The organism is Ottowia sp. oral taxon 894 (genome assembly GCF_001262075.1).
GTDB lineage: Bacteria > Pseudomonadota > Gammaproteobacteria > Burkholderiales > Burkholderiaceae_C > Ottowia > Ottowia massiliensis.
In genome coordinates this window covers 2,621,028-2,638,309 of record NZ_CP012073.1, presented here as the reverse complement: position 1 = coordinate 2,638,309, position 17,282 = coordinate 2,621,028, and the positions used below count along the sequence as shown (strand labels likewise).

The 17,282-nt window shown below is 69.1% G+C and carries 15 protein-coding genes; 7 read left to right on the top strand and 8 right to left on the bottom strand.

Translation table 11 applies throughout. The annotated features are described in order from the left end of the window. Positions 1 to 30: 30 nt before the first annotated feature. On the bottom strand, positions 31 to 510 hold the full coding sequence (tsaA, locus tag ADJ79_RS11615) for a tRNA (N6-threonylcarbamoyladenosine(37)-N6)-methyltransferase TrmO (protein WP_050716105.1): 480 nt from the start codon (positions 508 to 510) through the stop codon (positions 31 to 33). A 336-nt stretch (positions 511 to 846) separates the two neighbouring features. On the opposite strand from tsaA, the gene ADJ79_RS11610 reads away from it, so the two are divergent. From ADJ79_RS11610 to ADJ79_RS11590, 5 genes are all read left to right on the top strand, one after another. Continuing rightward, positions 847 to 3,027: a TonB-dependent receptor domain-containing protein gene (locus ADJ79_RS11610; RefSeq protein ID WP_050716104.1), complete on the top strand. Its 2,181-nt coding sequence runs from the start codon at positions 847 to 849 to the stop codon at positions 3,025 to 3,027. 142 nt (positions 3,028 to 3,169) lie between these two features. After that, a complete protein-coding gene (locus tag ADJ79_RS11605) occupies positions 3,170 to 4,753 on the top strand; it encodes an ABC transporter substrate-binding protein (RefSeq protein WP_050716103.1) in 1,584 nt (527 codons plus the stop codon). Next, the gene (locus ADJ79_RS11600) at positions 4,750 to 5,799 is read left to right on the top strand and encodes an ABC transporter permease (RefSeq protein WP_050716102.1); all 1,050 of its coding nucleotides are present in this window, start codon (positions 4,750 to 4,752) and stop codon (positions 5,797 to 5,799) included. The genes ADJ79_RS11605 and ADJ79_RS11600 overlap by 4 nt, the downstream gene beginning before the upstream one ends. Before the next feature lie 142 nt (positions 5,800 to 5,941). Further along, positions 5,942 to 6,745, top strand: a complete 804-nt coding sequence (locus ADJ79_RS11595; protein WP_172674066.1) for an ABC transporter permease subunit — start codon at positions 5,942 to 5,944, stop codon at positions 6,743 to 6,745. Beyond that, entirely contained in the window at positions 6,730 to 8,367 is a 1,638-nt protein-coding gene (locus ADJ79_RS11590) for an ABC transporter ATP-binding protein (protein ID WP_050716100.1), read from the top strand. The genes ADJ79_RS11595 and ADJ79_RS11590 overlap by 16 nt, the downstream gene beginning before the upstream one ends. Here the strand turns inward: ADJ79_RS11590 and crcB are convergent. Then, the gene (gene crcB / locus ADJ79_RS11585) at positions 8,364 to 8,735 is read right to left on the bottom strand and encodes a fluoride efflux transporter CrcB (RefSeq protein ID WP_050716099.1); all 372 of its coding nucleotides are present in this window, start codon (positions 8,733 to 8,735) and stop codon (positions 8,364 to 8,366) included. The genes ADJ79_RS11590 and crcB overlap by 4 nt on opposite strands. A gap of 31 nt (positions 8,736 to 8,766) precedes the next feature. Next, positions 8,767 to 9,774, bottom strand: coding sequence for an asparaginase (locus ADJ79_RS11580; protein ID WP_050716098.1), 1,008 nt, complete (start codon positions 9,772 to 9,774; stop codon positions 8,767 to 8,769). A 254-nt stretch (positions 9,775 to 10,028) separates the two neighbouring features. Between ADJ79_RS11580 and ADJ79_RS11575 the strand changes: the two genes are divergently transcribed. Then, positions 10,029 to 10,337, top strand: a complete 309-nt coding sequence (locus tag ADJ79_RS11575; protein WP_050716097.1) for a hypothetical protein — start codon at positions 10,029 to 10,031, stop codon at positions 10,335 to 10,337. Positions 10,338 to 10,363: 26 nt separating this feature from the next. Continuing rightward, positions 10,364 to 10,858, top strand: coding sequence for a hypothetical protein (locus ADJ79_RS11570; RefSeq protein ID WP_050716096.1), 495 nt, complete (start codon positions 10,364 to 10,366; stop codon positions 10,856 to 10,858). Between the two features lie 127 nt (positions 10,859 to 10,985). On the opposite strand, the gene cobA is transcribed toward ADJ79_RS11570, so the two are convergent. From cobA to ADJ79_RS11550, 5 genes are all read right to left on the bottom strand, one after another. After that, the gene (gene cobA / locus ADJ79_RS11565) at positions 10,986 to 11,804 is read right to left on the bottom strand and encodes a uroporphyrinogen-III C-methyltransferase (RefSeq protein WP_050716095.1); all 819 of its coding nucleotides are present in this window, start codon (positions 11,802 to 11,804) and stop codon (positions 10,986 to 10,988) included. Further along, positions 11,804 to 12,460, bottom strand: a complete 657-nt coding sequence (locus tag ADJ79_RS11560) for a hypothetical protein (protein WP_050716596.1) — start codon at positions 12,458 to 12,460, stop codon at positions 11,804 to 11,806. Before ADJ79_RS11560 ends, cobA begins: the two co-directional genes overlap by 1 nt. Positions 12,461 to 13,336: 876 nt before the next feature. Next, complete coding sequence (locus ADJ79_RS14610; protein WP_156304188.1) at positions 13,337 to 13,654, bottom strand: hypothetical protein; 318 nt, start codon at positions 13,652 to 13,654, stop codon at positions 13,337 to 13,339. A 542-nt stretch (positions 13,655 to 14,196) separates the two neighbouring features. Beyond that, a complete protein-coding gene (gene thrC / locus ADJ79_RS11555) occupies positions 14,197 to 15,636 on the bottom strand; it encodes a threonine synthase (protein ID WP_050716094.1) in 1,440 nt (479 codons plus the stop codon). Positions 15,637 to 15,715: 79 nt separating this feature from the next. Then, the gene (locus tag ADJ79_RS11550) at positions 15,716 to 17,038 is read right to left on the bottom strand and encodes a homoserine dehydrogenase (RefSeq protein WP_050716093.1); all 1,323 of its coding nucleotides are present in this window, start codon (positions 17,036 to 17,038) and stop codon (positions 15,716 to 15,718) included. Between the last annotated feature and the right edge of the window lie 244 nt (positions 17,039 to 17,282).

Below are 17,282 nucleotides of genomic sequence, written 5' to 3'. Positions count from 1 at the left end.
TCGCCTGGGGGCTGGGCGCTTGCGCGCGGTTTACGGCGCGGGGGCTGGGACTGGGACGGGGGCGGGCTGCCACGCCAGCGTGGCGCCGGGCACGCAATCGGCCTGGGGCAGATAGGGCTTGATGTCGATGAGCGGCGTGCCGTCCAGGCAGTCCAGCCCGCTGACGAGCAGCCTTGTGCCCTCGCGCCGCAGCCGCTGCGCGACGGCCATGCCGATGGGGTTGGGCCGCTGGGGCGAGCGCGTGGCGAACACGCCGCGCAGCACGCCGTCATGCGGCGTGGGCCTGCGCAGCGTCTGGCGCGGCGCCTGGTGCAGCCAGTACAGCACGTGCAGGTGCGAGGCCTGTTCGATGCCCAGCAGCGCGTCTTCAAAAGCCGGGTCAATTTCCAGCCAGGCCGGCTCGCCCAGGCCGCGCACGCCGCGCGGGCAGTCCTGCAACTGCCGCCAGGGCGTGCGCACGCGGCCTATGGGGCGGAGCGTGAAAGCGTCATTCAAGTCAGGCGTGTTCATGCCGCCGCACTATGCCGGGCCGGGCGCGGCGCGTCCATTCAAATCTGCCGGGGGTGGCCCTCAGCCTTTGCGAAAGCGCGCGGTTTTCAGCTCCTTGATTCATAGCACGGACTCCCCGCCGGATGGGCGCAAAAGGCATTTCTTGGGCGTGCAGATTCGCTTCTTTTTCCGCAGCGCGGCCTGCCTCGGATTTTCTGAATGCCGCTTTCAGAAAATGCAAATTGCTTTCATGCCCTTGCCTTCCTAGCATTTGCGCGATGCGAATGATTCGCTTGTTTTGGCAGCGCGAATCCTTCGTTTGTGACAAGCACGCAGATGGAGTAAAGGCAGGTTCACATGAAAGACTGGCAGACGAGAGCGCCTCTGGCGGGGCATGGGCATTTTTCGCGCCTTTGGCGGGGCGCGGCGCTGGCTGCGCTGCTGCCCGTGGCCGCAGCGCAGCAGGCCGCAGATGGCGGCGCACTGCCGGGCGTGACGGTGCGCGCCACGGCGGGCGCGGCCAGCGGCGATTCGCCCCTGGCGCCTTCCGCGCCGCGCGAGCGGCGGCGGCTGGCGCGCATTGCGGGCGGCACGGCGCTGGCGCTGCCGCAAGACGAAGGGCGCCTGACGGGCCTGCGCGACGCGCTGGGCGTGCAGCCGGGCGTGATCGTGCAAGACCTGTTCGGCGGCTTTGACGCGCCGCGCCTGAACGTGCGCGGCTCCGGCCTGCAAAGCCACCCGGTCAATCGCGGCGTGACGCTGCTGCTCGACGGCCTGCCGCTCAATGACGCCGACGGCACTTACGTTAGCGGCCTGGCCGATCCGCGCAACACGGCGCAAATCAGCATCCGCCGGGGCGCGAACGCGCGCTCGCCTGCTGGCGAGTCGCTGGGCGGCGAGATGGACTTTCAGTCGCTCACGGGCTACGACGGGCGCGGCCTGGCGCGGCTTCAGGCCGGCAGCTTCGGGCGGCGCGCCTGGCAGGTGGCCCTGGGTGCGGCCAGCGCCGAAAGCGGGCTGGATGCGCGCGTGAGCTTCAGCGGCGAGCGCTACCGGGGCTTTCGCCATCACTCTGATGGCCAGCGCAAAAGCGTGCAGGCCAACGCGGGCTGGCGCGGCGCTGGCGGCCTGCAAAGCCGCCTGTGGCTGGGCTGGACGGACCTGGGCTACCACATCGCCGGCCCGCTGCCGCCTGGCCGCGCCTATGGCGACCCCAGCCAGGTGCTGGGCGACGGCAACACGCCGCGCGACCGGCTGCTCAACCTCTACCAGCGCAACCCTCACCGCAACGCGCGGCAGTGGCGCGCCGCCAGCCGCACCAGCTGGGGCGGCGAGCGCCTGCGCCACGAGCTGGGCCTGTGGTGGCAGCACACCGACGTGCAAGAGCAAAACATGGTGCGCGCCGCCTTCTGGAGCGCCCGCACGCGCGGCGTGCAGTGGCAGAGCTTTTTCACGCCCTCGGCGGCCTGGCGCTGGCGGCTGGCCGCCGCGTGGGAGCGCAGCGGCACCGGGCGCGACTTCCATTCCATCCAGCCGCGCACGGGCGCGCTGCTGCAACGCTTTGGCAGCTTTGACTTGATGGCCGAAAACGCGCGCGCCAGCGCCGGGCTGGACGTGGACGTGGCCCCCGGCTGGACGCTCACGGCCGATTTGCGCATCACCCGCAGCCGCCGCAACGCGCAAAGCCGCACCAGCGCCGCCGCGCAGCGGCAAAGCTGGCGCTACGCCACGCCCAAGGCGGGCCTGATCTGGCGGCCCCGGGCAGACCTGCGCCTGTTCGCCAACCTCAGCCGCAGCCACGAAGCGCCCACCTTCACCGACCTGGTGACCGGCTCCGTGGCGGCAAACAACCCCGCGCGCGCCGCCACGGCGCTGGCGCGGCTGGGTATGCAGCGCGCCACCACCGTGGAAGCGGGCGCCGAAGGCCGCCTGGGCGGCCCCGGCCAGGCCTGGGATGCGCGCTGGCAGCTTGCGCTCTACCGCAGCGCCATCCGGGGCGAGCTGCTGCGCACGGCGGATGCAAGCGGCTTGCAGGCCAGCACCCGCAACTACGCGGGCGGCACGCGCCACCAGGGCCTGGAAGCGGGCATGGAAGGCCGCCTGCGCCTGCACGGTCTGCCTGAAGGCTGGCCGGGCGGCGCTTTCGACTGGCGCGCCGCATGGACGTGGAGCGACTACCGCTTTCGCGGCGGCCCGCTTGCGGGCAAGCGCATCGCGGGCGCGCCCCGGCACTTCATCCAGGCCGAGCTGCTGTGGCGCGCGGGCGGCTGGCGCGCGGGGCCGACGCTGCTGTGGCAGCCGCTGAATGAATACGTCGATCACGCCAACACCCCCGGCTACGCGCAAAGGCGCTACGCCCTGCTGGGCCTGCGCGCCGAATACCGGCGCGGCCCCTGGCGCGTGCAGGTGCGCGGCGAAAACCTCACGGGCAGGCGCTACGTCAGCACCTTCGTCGTGGCCGACCGCGCCAATCCCAACATCAACCTCTTTCCCGGCAGCGGCCGCAGCGTGACGGTGAGCGTCAGCCGCGAGTTTTGAGCGCTGGTTCCGAAAGCCCGCCTTGCGCCCTGCGCTCCCCCTTGCGTCCGGGCCTTGGAGCGCGCCCGGGGGCATCGAAAACAGGAGCGAATCCGTGGGCCTGAAAACGGCGCTTGCGCACATTCCACTAGGACATCATGCTATGGATTCAAGAGCGAAAAAATACCTTCTTTGCCTGACGCTGCTGGCCGCCTTGTGCGGCAGCCCGCCCGCCGCACTGGCCCAGCCCGCCGCGCCTGCTGCGCGCACTGGGCGCATCGAGCGCGTCACCATCGCTGACGAGCGGGGCGACCACGGCCTGCCCTCGCCCTTCACCCACGCGCCCGACGGCGTGGGCTACGCGCTGACGATGCTGGTGTTCGACTCGCTGCTGTGGCGCGACCGCCAGGGCCATCTCGTGCCCGCCCTGGCGCGCCAGTGGCGCGAAAGCGAAGACCGCCTGGCCGTGGCGTTCGAGCTGCATCCGCAGGCGCGCTGGCACGACGGCCAGCCCGTGACCGCCAGCGACGTGGCCTTCACCTTCGACTACTTCCGCCAGCACCCCAATCCCTTCATGGACGTGAGCGCCGTTGCGGGCGTGGACGCGCTGGCGGACGGCCGCGTGCGCGTGCGGCTGAAGCAGCCCAGCGCCTCTTTCGTGCCGCAGCTGGCGGCCACGCTGCCCATCCTGCCCCGGCACGTGTTCGCGCCGCTGGCCGACCCGCGCCGCATGAGCATGCAGGGCGTTGTGGGCAGCGGCCCCTACCGCGTCACCGGCTACGACAAGGCGGGCGGGCGCTACCGCTTCAGCGCCGTGGAGGGCCACTGGCAGGGCGCGCCGCGCGTGCGCGAGCTGGTGTTCGTGCGCATGGAGCCATCGCTGGCGCTGGGCGCACTGCGCCGGGGCGAGGTGGACATGATCCGCGCCCTGCCAACGCACTTGATGGACGAGGCCGGGCGCTTTGCCACGGTGGTGAAGGCGCAGTCCGGCCACCCCGCGCGCCTGCGCTTCAACCACGCCCGCGCGCCCTTTGCCGACAAGCGCCTGCGCCACGCCATCGCGCGCGGCATAGACCGGCAGGCGCTGCTGCGCATCGTGGAAAACGGCCAGGGCGAAGTCAGCGCCGGGCGCTTTCTGCGCGGCAGCCCCTGGCAGGCGGGCGAGCCGCTGGCCGCCTATGCGTTTGACGCGCAGGCCGCGCGCCGCCAGCTCGCGCAAGCTGGCTACGCGCCTGACGAACAAGGCCGCCTGCGCAGCGCCCAGGGCGAGCCGCTGGCCGTCAGCCTGCTGGCCCTGCGCGGGCACGCGCGCCTGGCCTCGGCGCTGGCCGCGCAGCTGGAGGCGCTGGGCCTGGCCGTGCAGGTGCAGCTGCTGGAGCGAAGCGCGCTGGCCGCGCGCCTCAGCGCGGAAGATTTCGATCTGGCCCTGGTCTCGCAAGGCGTCAATGGCGACCCCGGCAACATGGCGCGGCAAATGGCGGGCAAGGCGCCCTTGAGCGACGCTTTCCGCAGCCGCGCCGATTTGCTGGAGCTGCTGGAGCGCCAGGAGCGCGCGGCCAGCGCGGACGAGCGGCGCGCCCTCATCGAGCAGGCGCAGGCCATTTACGCCGGGGAGCTGCCGTCCTTTTACCTGTACTCGCCGCTGTGGGCGGCGGCTTGCGGCCCGCGCTTTTGCCCCTGGTTCACGCCCGGCGGTTTTGCCTTTGGCGTGCCGCTGCCGCTGAACAAGCTGATGTTCACGCAGTGAGCCTGGCCGCCGCCCCTGACCCCGCTTCTGAAGCCGCTTCTGAAGCCGCTTCTGGCGCGGCAAGCCTGGCCGCGCGCCTGCCCGCCTATGCGCTGGCCGTGCTCGCGCTGCTGGGCCTGGACTTCGCGCTGCCGCTGCTGATGCCCGGCGACGCCGTCACCGCCTTTTTGGGGCAGGACGCCATGACCGAACTCAGCGACGGGCAGCGCCGCCAGATGCTGCAAGAGCTGGGCCTGGGCCAGCCGCTGTGGCGGCAGGGCCTGGCCTGGCTGGGCCAGCTTGCGCGGCTGGATCTGGGCTACTCGCCGCGCCACGGCATGCCCGTGGCCGCCCTGCTGGCGCAGCACCTGCCCTGGACGCTGCTGCTCACGGGCTGCGCGCTGGCCCTCTCGCTGGCGGCGGGCATGCTGCTGGGCCTGGAGGCGGCTTTCCGCCATTCGCCCCAATCTCCATTGCGCTGGCTGGACCGCGCCCTCACCGCCGCCATGCTGGCGCTGCAAAGCCTGCCCGCCTTTGCCGTGGCCATGGGGCTGGCGCTGCTGTTCGCGCACGGGCTGCCGTGGTTTCCGGCTTCGGGCGCGGCCGCGCCGTTTTCGCAGGCCACGGGCCTGCAAGCCGTGCTGGAGCGCGCGCATCACCTGGCGCTGCCCGTGGCCGCGCTGGCCCTGCCAGCGGCCGCGCGCCTGTTTCTCATCACGCGCGCGGCCGCCGTGGCCTTGCGCGGCGCGCCCTTCATGGAAATGGCGCTGGCCAAAGGCGCCAGCCCGCTGGCGCTGCGCTGGCGGCACCTGGCGCCCAACGTGTGGGCCGTGGCACTGGCGCGGCTGGGCGGCATGGGCGCGCGCCTCATGGCAGGCGGCATCTACGTGGAAACCGTGTTCGCCTACCCCGGCATCAACCTGCTGCTGACCGACGCCATCGCCCGCCACGACTACCCGCTGGTGCGCGGCGTGCTGCTGGCCTCGGGCCTGCTGGCGCTGGCGCTGAACCTGGCCGCCGACGCCCTTGCCGCCCGCTACGCGCGGCGCACGCAGCGGCTGGCATGAAGCCGCCTTGCATATCAGAAACAGGAGCAAATCAAATGGGTCAGAAAACGGCATCTGCGCACATTCCACTAGGACATCACGCTATGGATAGAGGAGCGAAATCAGCCCCCGCTTTGGCATGCGGGCGGGCATGGGCGCGGGCATGAACGCCAGCGCCCGCCTGGGCCTGGCCCTGCTGCTGGCGCTGGCCGTGGGGCTGGGCGCTGCGCGCACGGCGCAAGCGTGGTGGCAGCCGCAGGCCGCCGCCCTGGCCCATGCAGCGCTGACAGCCCCCGACGCCCGCCACTGGCTGGGCGTGGACGACCTGGGGCGCGACGTGCTGGCCCGCCTGGCCGCCGCCGCGCCGCTGACGGCGGGCGTGGGCCTGGCCGTCAGCGCGCTGGGCATGGCGCTGGCCGCCGCTTTGGCGCTGCTGGGCCTGCGCAGCCCGCGCGCTGATGCGCTGACACTGCGGCTGGCAGACGTGTGCAGCGCGCTGCCGGGCACGCTCATCCTCATTGCCCTTTCATCGGCCTTCCGCCCCGGCGCGGCGGCGCTGGCCGCTACTTTGGCGCTGCTGGGCTCGGATGCGGAGCTGCGCACGCTGCGCGCGCGGCTGCGCCAAGTCTGGCGGCACGAAAGCCTGGACGCAGCCCGCCTGGCCGGCGCGGGCGCGCCCTGGCTGCTGCGCCGCCACGCGCTGCCCGCGCTGGCGGGCCTGCTGGCCGCGCAAGCCGTGGGGCTGGCGCGGCGCGGCGTGTTCCATTACGCGGGGCTGGCCTTTCTGGGGCTGGCCGATCCGCGCCAGCCCACCTGGGGCGGCATGCTCAACGAAGCCATGCCCTGGCTGGCGCACCCGGCGGCGCTGTGGTGCGCGCTGCCTGCGGCCTGCTGCCTGGCGTGCCTGCTCATCGGGCTGGCGCTCATCGGGCAGGGACTGGAAGAGGGGCGATGGAAAACCTGGTGATCGAAGCCGAAGACTTCGGCGTGAGCGCGGGCGGCCGGGCGCTGCTGCGCGGCCTGCGCTTTCGCGCCGCGCAGGCCGGGCCGCTGGTCATCGTGGGCGAATCGGGCGCGGGCAAAAGCACGCTGGCGCGCGCGCTGGCGGGCCTGGCCCCCGGCCCGGCCACGGGCGCGCTGCGCGTGGGCGGGCTGAACCTGGCCGCTGCCAGCGCCGCCGAGCTGCGCGCCTGGCGCAGGCGGCGCGCCAGCATCGCCTTGCAAGACGCGGCCAGTGCGCTCAATCCGCAGCACACCCTGCTGGAGCAAGTGGCCGAGCCGCTGCGCCTGCACCGCGCCATGGGCGCGCGGCAGGCCCGCGCCGCCGCCGCTGATTTGCTGGCCTCGCTCGATCTGCCCGCCAGCCTGCACGCGCGCTACCCCGCCCAATGCAGCGGCGGCCAGCTCCAGCGCGCGCTGCTGGCCGTGGCGCTGGCGCCGGAGCCTGAGCTGCTGGTGCTGGACGAACCCACTTCGGCGCTGGACGCAGCCGCGCGCGATCTGGTGCTGCGGCGGCTGCGCGCCGAGGCGCGGCAAAGGCGGCTGGCTGTTGTGACGCACGATCTGGAGCTGGCCCGTGCGCTGCAAGGCCAGACGCTGGTGCTCTATGGCGGCAGCGTGATGGAAACCGGCCCCGCCGCGCGTGTGCTGGCCGCGCCGCGCCACCCCTACGCGCGCGGCCTGCTGCGCGCCTGGCCGCGCGAAGGCGGCAAAGACCTGCAAGGCATTCCCGGCGAGCCGCAAGACGGCGCCAGTGGCTGCCCCTTTGCCAACCGGTGCAGCCAGCGCATCGAGCGCTGCCTGCAAGAGCGCCCTGCGCCCGATGCGCACGGCGTGGCCTGCCTGCGCGGCGGCATCGTGACCGTGCTGGCCGCGCACGGCCTGCACAAGCGCGCTGGCGGCCAGCCCGTGCTGCGCGGCGCCTCGCTGCGCGTGCAAAGCGGCGAAACCGTGGCCATCACCGGCGCCAGCGGCGCGGGCAAATCCACGCTCGCGCGCGTTCTGGCCGGCCTGCTGCGCCCCGATGCCGGAACGGTTGAAATGCCCGGCCTGGCCCGCGATGGCGCCAGCGGCCCGGCCCGCAACGGCCAGGGCGGCCAGGGCGGCCTGGCTTTCGTGCCCCAGCACGCCGCCGCCTCCGTGGCCCCGCACTTTTCGGTGTTCGAGGCCGTGGCCGAGCCGCTGGCCATTGAGGGCCGGCTGGACGCGGCGGCGCTGCAAGCGGCCGCGCGCCAGGCGCTGACGGATGCGCGCCTGCCTGCGGCGGATGACTTTCTGCGCCGCCCGGCGCGCCGCCTCAGCGGCGGCGAGCTGCAACGCCTGGCCATCGCCCGCGCCCTCATCACGCAACCCGCGCTGCTCATTGCCGACGAACCCACCGCCGCGCTGGACGCCAGCGTGCAAGCCAAGGTGCTGCGCCTGTTTCTGCACTTGCAGGAAACGCGCGGCCTGGCCCTGCTGCTCATCACCCACGACCTGCCCGTTGCCCGCCACGTGGCCGACCGCATCCTGCGGCTGGAAGGCGGCGTGCTCACGCCGCTTGCCCCGGCCCCGGAAGACCTGTCTGGGCAGGCTTTGAACAGGTTCTAAAGCGTCAGCCGCGCCAGTTTCAGCCCCGCCATCACCATGCCCACGACGCCCAGCGTGTGCAGCGCCGCCGTGGCCAGCGCGGCCAGCCAGCGCTGCGCTTGCAGCATGTGCACTATTTCTACGCCAAAGCCGGAAAACGTGGTGAGCGCGCCCAGAAAGCCGGTCATCACCGCCAGCCGCCAGGCCGGATCCAGCCCCGGCCAGCGCTCAAATGCAGCCAGCGCCACGCCCGCCAGCAGGCCGCCTGCCAGATTGGCCGCCAGCGTGCCCCAGGGCAGCCACGCGCCGGGCGTGTTCAGTGCCTGCGTCAGCGCCCAGCGGGCCAGTGCGCCCGCGCAGGCGCCAAGGCAAAGGGCCATCAGGTTCATGTTGCCGTGGTTTCAGGTGGCGGGCAGGCGCTCAATACCGCTCGAACAAGGCTTGCAGCGCCGCTGCGTCTTGCGTGCGCGTCAGCCCCAGCGCCATGAGCAGGCGCGCCTGCGCGGGCGTTTGGTCATCAGCGCACAGCCACAGCGGGCTGCGGGCCGAGGCGGGCAGCGCGCCGCTGCCTGCGCGGCTGGCGCGCACCAGCCACACGCCTTGCGCGCGCAGGCGCCGGGCTTGGGCTTGCAGCGCTTGCGGCACGGTGCCGATGCCAAAGCCCGCGTGGACGATGGCCTGCGCGCCTTCAGCGGCCAGCGCCCGCCAGGCGGCCGCGCTCATGCCGCCATAGCTGGCGGCCACGGCCACGGCGGGCAGTGCGGGCAGGGCGTCGGCGTCGAATTCGCTGGCCAGCGTGTGCGGGCGGCAGGGGGCGCGGTAAAAGCGCGGGCCGTCGTCGGCCACCAGCCCCAGCGGGCCGTAGGGCGATTGCAGGGCCTGCACTTGCGCGGCGTCGCGCTTGGCCACGTCGCGCCCGCTCCAGATGGCGCCGTTCATCACCACCAGCGCGCCCTGCCCTGCCGCGCGCGCGCTGGCGGCCACTTGCACGGCCTGGTAGAGATTGAGCGGCCCGTCGGCGCCCAGCGCAGTGGCTGCGCGCATGGCGCCGGTGAGCACGACGGGCTTGGCGGTTTTGAGCGTCAGGTGCAGCAAATAGGCGCTTTCTTCCAGCGTGTCGGTGCCGTGGGTGATGACGATGCCGTCCACATCGCCCTGCCGCGCCAGCGCCGCCACGCGCTGTGCCAGTTGCAGGCGCTGCGCGTCGCTGATGTCCGCCGAGTCCAGCGCAAACAATTCATGCACTTGCACCTGCGCCAGTTGCGCCAGCTGCGGCACGGCTTGCAGCAGCGCCTGGCCCCGCAAGGCCCCGGCCACGTAGGCGGCTGCCGTGCTGTCAGGGCCTGCTCCGGCAATGGTGCCGCCCGTGGCGAGCAAGGCGATGCGGGGCAGGCGGCGAGGGCAGGCGTGGGCGGAGGCGGCAGTCATGGCAGGGCAAAAAACGGCGGCAAAGCGCGGCAGCGGATACGCGCTGGCGAAAAGCGGCGATCGTATTCGCGCCATGGCCCGGTTGGTTCAGTTGGCACAGGGCCGCTTTTTCCGCTGCCGGGCGGCCTCTGCGCCTGCGGCGCGCGCCCGTGGTTCTCGGGGAATTCCCAGGGGAATGGGCGGCTCAATTCAAGAATCGTTCTCATATACTTGCCGCGCACCTTGCCTGCTCCGCTCTCTTGGGAAAGCCCGCCATGCGTCATCCAGCCCCCGCCGCCGAACAAACCGCGCCGCCCAGCTCCCAGGCCCTGTTGATCAACACGCTGACGCTGATGACGGGCTACGCGCAGACGCCCGCCGGTACTTTCCATCGCAGCCTGCTGGCCGGGCAGGTGGCCCAGCAACTGGGCGAGCTGGCCGCGCGGCCGCGCATCAGCCCTGCCATGCGCGCGCTGTTCATGCGGCTGGCAGGTGAATGGGTGCTGCTGGCCCCCGCTGCGGAAGCCGCGCCCGCCCAGCCTGCCGGCGGCGCGGGGCGCCACAGCCCGGCGGGCGTGCAATGAAAGCCATGGTTCAGGAGGTTCAACCTATGAGCGCACGCTTGTCCGCTTCCCGCTTTCCCGCTTGCGATCTGGCCCATGAACACGGCGTGCTGCTGCGCCAATGGGCGGGCGCGCAGCAGCGCATCAGTGACATGGCCGCCGCCCACGCCCGCCGTTGCGCGGCGCTGGAGACCGAACTCATGCGCCAGCGCGCCCGCTGGGTTATCGCCACCACGCGCCTGCTCTGGGGCCTGGGCTGGCCCGGGCTGACGCCGCTGCCCGGCCCCGCCCGCAAGGCCGCCAGCCCGCGCGGCGGCATGCCCCCGCTGCGCAGCGTGCAAGACGTGCTGTGCCAGACCGGCTGCGCCAGCCACGGCCACGCCTGGCTGGATGAAGCCTCCGGCGACTGCCGCCTGAATGGCCAGCCCTGCGCGCGGCAAAAAAGCGCAGACCGGAACGGGCAAGACGCAGAGCAGAGCATGAGCCGGGAGCAGGAAACGCCCACCCGCATCAGCTCCTCTATTCATAGCAATACGTCCTAGTGGAAACTGCGCGAAACGGCATTTTCACCCCCTTCAATTCGCTCCTTTTTTTGCGAATAGCCTTGGCGGGCCTGATGGCCGTGAGCGGGCCGTGATCAGGCCGTGAGCGGGCTGTAAGCCGCGCCAGTCAGCCAGCCGCCACGGCTTGGCCTTGCTCCGTTTGCTCCGCCTCGCGCCGCAGCGCCTCGCGCGCGCCCAGCACCACATCGCCCACCACCACGATGGCGGGGCTGCCCAGGCCGCCTGCCTGCATCGCCTGCGCCAGGCGGCCCAGCGTGGTCACGCACTGGCGCTGGCCGGGCCAGGTGGCGCGCTCGATCACTGCGGCGGCCGTGTCGGCGGGCAGTGCGCGCAGCAGCCCGGCCTGTATTTCGGCGGCATGGCCCGCGCCCATGTAAATGACCAGCGTGAGCTGCAAATCACGCACGGCCTCGCCCATGCGCTGCCAGCGCACGGCTTGCTGCTGCGGCTGATGCGCCTGCGCATGCAAATGCCCGCTGGCAAAAATCACGCCGTGCGCGCGCTCGCCATGCGTGAGCGGCGCGCCCAGGCTGCCCAGCGCCGCCAGTCCGGAGGTAATGCCATGCACCACGCGCGGCTCGTAACCAGCCTCGCGCAGCTGCTGCACTTCTTCGCCGCCCCGGCCAAAAATGAACGGGTCGCCCCCTTTGAGGCGCACCACCGCCCGCCCGGCGCGCACTTCGCGCAGCATCAGCGCGCCAATGTGCGCCTGCGGCGTGCTGGCCTGCCCGCCGCGCTTGCCCACGCGCAGCACGCGCGCGCCAGGCCGCGCGTGGGCCAGCACGGCTTCGTGAACCAAGTCATCCACCAAAAGGACATCGGCGCTGGCAATGGCCTGCACGGCCTGGAGCGTGAGCAGCTGCGGATCGCCCGGCCCCGCGCCCACCAGCGTGACGCAGCCCGGCGGGCCTGGCCTGGCCGCCATCACGCCTGAAGCGATTCATCAAACGGCATCACCTGCACCAGCTGCGGGTGATTCACCTCGTCCACCAGCATGGTTTTCACGCGCGCCTGCCAAAGCTGCGCAAAGCGGGCCAGCTCCTGCTCATGGGCCGCGCCCGCCACGGCGCGGGGCATGAGCGCGCGCATCTCGTCGCCAAAAGGCGCAATGCTGGCGTCCAGCGCCACCTGCACGGCCTGGCCGCTGTCCCGCCGGCGCAGCGCCAGCACGCCCTGCATGGGCACATCAAAGCGCAGCAGGTTGCGGCGGCCAAAGCGGTGCGCCGGGCCTATGCCCGCAAAACCCGTTTCAGGCGCAGCGCCCGTCAGCAGCGTGGCCACGGCGGCCACCACGCCCGTGGCGCCGTCTTCGCGGCCTTCGGCCATCATCACCTCGATGCCGCCGCGCTCGGGCAGCTGGCCATCGGCATACAAATGCCCCAGCCCCTTGACGACCATGAGATAGGCCCCCGCCACCGTCGGGCACGAATGCCCGGCCAGCCGCACCGCATCCACATAGCGGTAGGTGATGACGCCGCCAGCGGCAGCCCCCAGAAACTGCGCCAGCGCGTCATGCACGCGCAAAACAGGCGCCTGGTCAAAAAAAGCGGGAAATTCATCGGCAGGCTGATGAACGGACATGGCAAAAGCGCCTTTCACGCGAAGAAGTGGATGGAATGAAACAAAGCGCGGCATTGTCCACGCAAGCCCTTTGCCCGCACGCGCCGCAAGCCCAAAGCCAGCCGCCTGCACGCACGCCGCTTAAATGCCGAATGCCATCAAAAACAGGAGCTGAATCAATGGGTGCCAAATACCGTTTGGCGCGCGTTTTACCAGGACGTCATGCTATGAATGAAGGAGCGAAATAGAGCTGTGCATTCCGCTTGCCTTTTCTGCCCGCTTTGCTCATCGCTGGCGCTTTCAAGCCGCCCGCTCCTTCATGGATCGCTCCTGGAGCGCGCGCAGGGCTTCAGCGCCTGTCCTTCAACACCCAATGAATAGCAAAACCCCCTCCATGTACCCAAGCGGCATAACCGACGCGTAGTGGCAAGTGCTGGCCGTGTGGGATGTGCTGCTGCGCCAGCAAGTGCGCGCCCAGGCAGGCAGGCGGGCCAGACCCAGCGTGGCCGTCATCGACCCCATCGGTCAAGACTGTCTCAAAAGGGAGCAGCGCAGATATGACCGCAGACAAAAAGATCAAAGGCACGATGGGCTGCTGCTGGCTGTGCTGGTGCACTCGGCAGACATTCAGAACCGGATGGGAGCCGGGGCTTTACTGGTGAGGCTGGGCAGGCTTGCTCGCCTCTGGCTTTGCTGCTCGCGCACTGGCTGCAACAGCGTCAGCGCCAAGGTCAAAACTGGTGCTGAAAGTGGGGCAAGAGCATGAGGGGCTTCAGTTTGGCGTCAGCAGCAGGCAGAGACTGGCAGTGGCGGGATGAGGGGCGGCCGCATCAGAAACAGGAGCAAATTTCGGGGGTATGAAAACGGCTTTCCCGCACATTCCACTAGGACGTATTGCTATTGAATAAAGAGCAAACAGGCGGCAATGGAAAGGTGCAAGCGCTTTCTTGGGCGGGCGGCATGAAGCGGCGCAGGCGGGGCAAACAAGGCCGTGGTCAGGGCCTTTGGCCTGGCTGGCGCCGCCAAAAGAAGCGCTGATCCATTAGACCCCGAATGGCTGGCATGAAAACATGCTTTTCGCAACAGGCCCGGCGCCATGATTTTCTTGGGAATTGAATCAACGCAAATAATGTTTTCTGATTTGGATGTTAGTTTCTGACGTCTTCTTTTTTCCGCAAACCCGGCATTCAATGAATCATCCGCAGCAGGCAGCAAGGCGGCCCCAAAAATATATCACTGGCAACAGATAGGTCAATATTACCTGGCCATGTTCAAGGCTTTCAGGTCAAAATGATGAATAACGGCATTCATATGAATCAAGATAAACGCCCCAGTTCAATGAAAAGCCACTTCCACATTGAAATGATATGATTTCTTGCAGTGCGGACAAACAATGCGGAGAGGCATTTTCCTGGTATATTGATGAAACTCGGACGACGCAGAACCAAAATACAAATCCTTGTAAATTAATTTACGCAGCGAAAATTCCACTTCACAAGAACAACAGGAAATTTTTGACCGTCATTTCGGCAACCTTTCCTTGTTTCCGTGCAGTTGAAAATGGTTTCATCAACATGGCCCATTCCGGAATCGGTTGCTCTCGATCATCCCTGCAAAACCGGCAGATTCCAGAACAAGGGCTATTTTTTGGCTTTTATTCTTTCTCCCTATCCCGGTTTTTCATGGCTTGCCGCCCGTTTATCAAGCCAGTTCCCGGGATTGGGCTGTTTTGCTTTCAAGGCGCGCCGGGTTCGCGCTTACGCGCATTGCTGCGCGATGAAGGCTTTGATGGCTTGCGCGTCCGCTGGCATGACGCGCACGCGGCGGGGCAGGTTTTCGATGCCGTTGAAGGCGGCGGGGCGATCCGGGTCGCGGCCCAGGGCTTCGCGGATGGTGGCGGCAAATTTGATGGGCAGCGCCGTTTCCAGCACGATCATGGGCGTGTCTTTTTGCGCAAATTGGCGGGCCACTTTCACGCCGTCGGCGGTGTGGGTGTCCACCAGCACGCCGTACTGCCCGTGCACGCTGCGGATGGTGGCCAGACGGTCGGCATGGGTGCTTTTGCCGCTGGCAAAGCCGAATTGTTCGCGCGCGGCGGCAAAGCGCGGGTGGCGGCTCAAATCAAACTGGCCTTGTTGCGCCAGCGTTTGGCCGAAGAGGGCGCGGGTGGCAGCGGCGTCGCGGCCCAGCAGGTCGAACACGAAGCGCTCGAAGTTGCTGGCCTTGCTGATGTCCATGCTGGGGCTGCTGGTTTCAAACGTTTCGGCGCTGCCGCGCACGCGGTACAGGCCCGTGCGGAAGAATTCATCGAGCACGTCGTTTTCATTGGTGGCGACGATGAGGCGGCGGATGGGCAGCCCCATCATGCGCGCCACGTGGCCCGCGCAGATGTTGCCGAAGTTGCCGCTGGGCACGGTGAAATCGACGGTTTGCGCTTCGCTTTGCGTGGCCTGCATCCAGCCGGCGAAGTAATAGACCACTTGCGCCAGCAGCCGCGCCCAGTTGATGCTGTTGACGGTGCCGATGCTGTAGCGGCGCTTGAAGGGCAGATCGGCGCTGACGGCCTTGACGATGTCCTGGCAGTCGTCAAACACGCCTTCGATGGCGATGTTGTGGATGTTGGCGTCTTGCAGGCTGAACATTTGCGCCTGCTGGAAGGCGCTCATGCGCCCGTGCGGGCTGAGCATGAACACGCGGATGCCGCGCTTGCCGCGCATGGCGTATTCGGCGGCGCTGCCGGTGTCGCCGCTGGTGGCGCCCAGGATGTTGAGTTGCGCGCCCTGGCCGCCGTTTTTGCGCGCCAGCTCGTATTCAAACAAGTTGCCCAGCAGCTGCATGGCCATGTCTTTGAACGCGAGCGTGGGGCCATTGGACAGGGCTTCGAGATAAAAGCCTTCTTCCAGCTTTTTGAGCGGCGTGATGGCGCGCGTGCCAAACACTGCGGGCGTGTAGGTTTTGGCGCACAGCTGCCGCAGGTCGTCGGCGGGGATGTCGTCGATGTAGAGCGAGAGGATTTCAAACGCCAGCGCGGCATAGCCTTCATCGCGCCACACCTGGCGCAGGCGGGCCAGAGCGGCAGCGTCCAGCTGCGGGTAATGCTGCGGCAGATACAGCCCGCCATCGGGCGCCAGGCCCTCCAGCAGGATGTCGCAGAACTTGCGGGCAGTGGCATCGCCACGGGTGGAGAGGTAGTTCATGGGAGCCGGCTTTCTGGTTGCTTGTTCATTCATGGCTGGCGGGCCTTTGCTGGCCTTGGCCGAGCTTTGCCTTTGGGCGTCAAGCCAGCTCTTCCTTGCGGATGCGCACGATGGGCGCGAGCACGGCGGGCAGTTGTTGCAGGCGCGCCAGTGCGGCGTTCATGCTGCCTTCCAGGGCGTTGTGCGTGAGGATGATGAGGTCGGTTTCGTGCGCGTTTTGCGCGGCGCTGCCTGTGCCGCGCTGGAGCACGGCGTTGATGCTGATGCCGGCGTCGGCCAGGATGCGGGTGACTTGCGCGAGCACGCCCGTCTCGTCTTTCACGCGCAGGCGCAGGTAGTAGCTGGTGATGACTTGTTCGATGGGCAGCACTTGCACGTGGCGCAGCGCGCCGGGCTGGAAGGCCAGGTGCGGCACGCGGTGCTGCGGGTCGCTGGTGGCCAGGCGGGTCACGTCCACCAGGTCGGCGATGACGGCGCTGGCCGTCGGCTCGCTGCCCGCGCCTTTGCCGTAGTGCAGCGTGGCGCCCACGGCGTCGCCTTGCACAAGCACGGCGTTCATCGCGCCTTCCACATTGGCAATCAGCCGCCGGGCGGGAATGAGCGTGGGGTGCACGCGCAGCTCCACGCCTTCGCCTTCGCGCCGTTTGCTCATGCCCAGCAGCTTGATACGGTAGCCCAGCTGCTCGGCGTATTGGATGTCGGCGGCGGCCAGCTGCGTGATGCCTTCCACGTAGGCGCGGTCGAACTGCACGGGAATGCCGAAGGCAATGGCGCTCATCAGCGTGGCCTTGTGCGCGGCGTCGATGCCTTCGATGTCGAAGGTGGGGTCGGCTTCGGCGTAGCCCAGGCGCTGCGCCTCTTTGAGCGCCACGTCAAAGTCCAGCCCCTTGTCGCGCATCTCGCTGAGGATGAAGTTGGTGGTGCCGTTGATGATGCCCGCCAGCCACTGGATGCGGTTGGCCGTCAGCCCCTCGCGCAGCGCCTTGATGATGGGAATGCCGCCCGCCACGGCGGCCTCGAAGGCGACCATCACGCCTTTTTTCTGCGCCGCTTCGAAAATTTCCGTGCCGTGCACGGCCAGCAGCGCCTTGTTGGCCGTGACCACGTGCTTGCCCGCCGCAATGGCTTCCAGCACCAGCGTGCGCGCCACGCCATAGCCGCCAATCAGTTCCACGACGATTTCGATGTCCGGGTTGGCGATGACCTCGCGCGCGTCGGCCACGACCTGCACGTCAGGCCCCACGATCTGGCGGGCGCGCTGGGTGTCCAGATCGGCCACCATGACGATTTCAATGCCCCGCCCGGCGCGGCGCTTGATTTCTTCCTGATTGCGGCGCAGCACGTTGAAAGTGCCGCTGCCCACGGTGCCGATGCCCAGAAGGCCGACCTGGATGGCTTGCATATGGTTTTCCCCTATGGTTGAGCGAGTGCGAAAAAGGCGGGATTATTCCTGAGCGCCTGTCCGGCGCCTGGCTGCGAGGAGAGGAAATGGCGGGCCGCAATCAGGGCGGCCCAGGCGAAGCCGGTGAATGGCCGGTCTGAACGCGCGAAGCCGTATTTCGCATTGAGTGCGCCAGGCCATTCGAGGCGGCTATTTAGCCCCTAAATACATAGCGTGACGTCTTGGCGGAACCTGTTCTGGACGG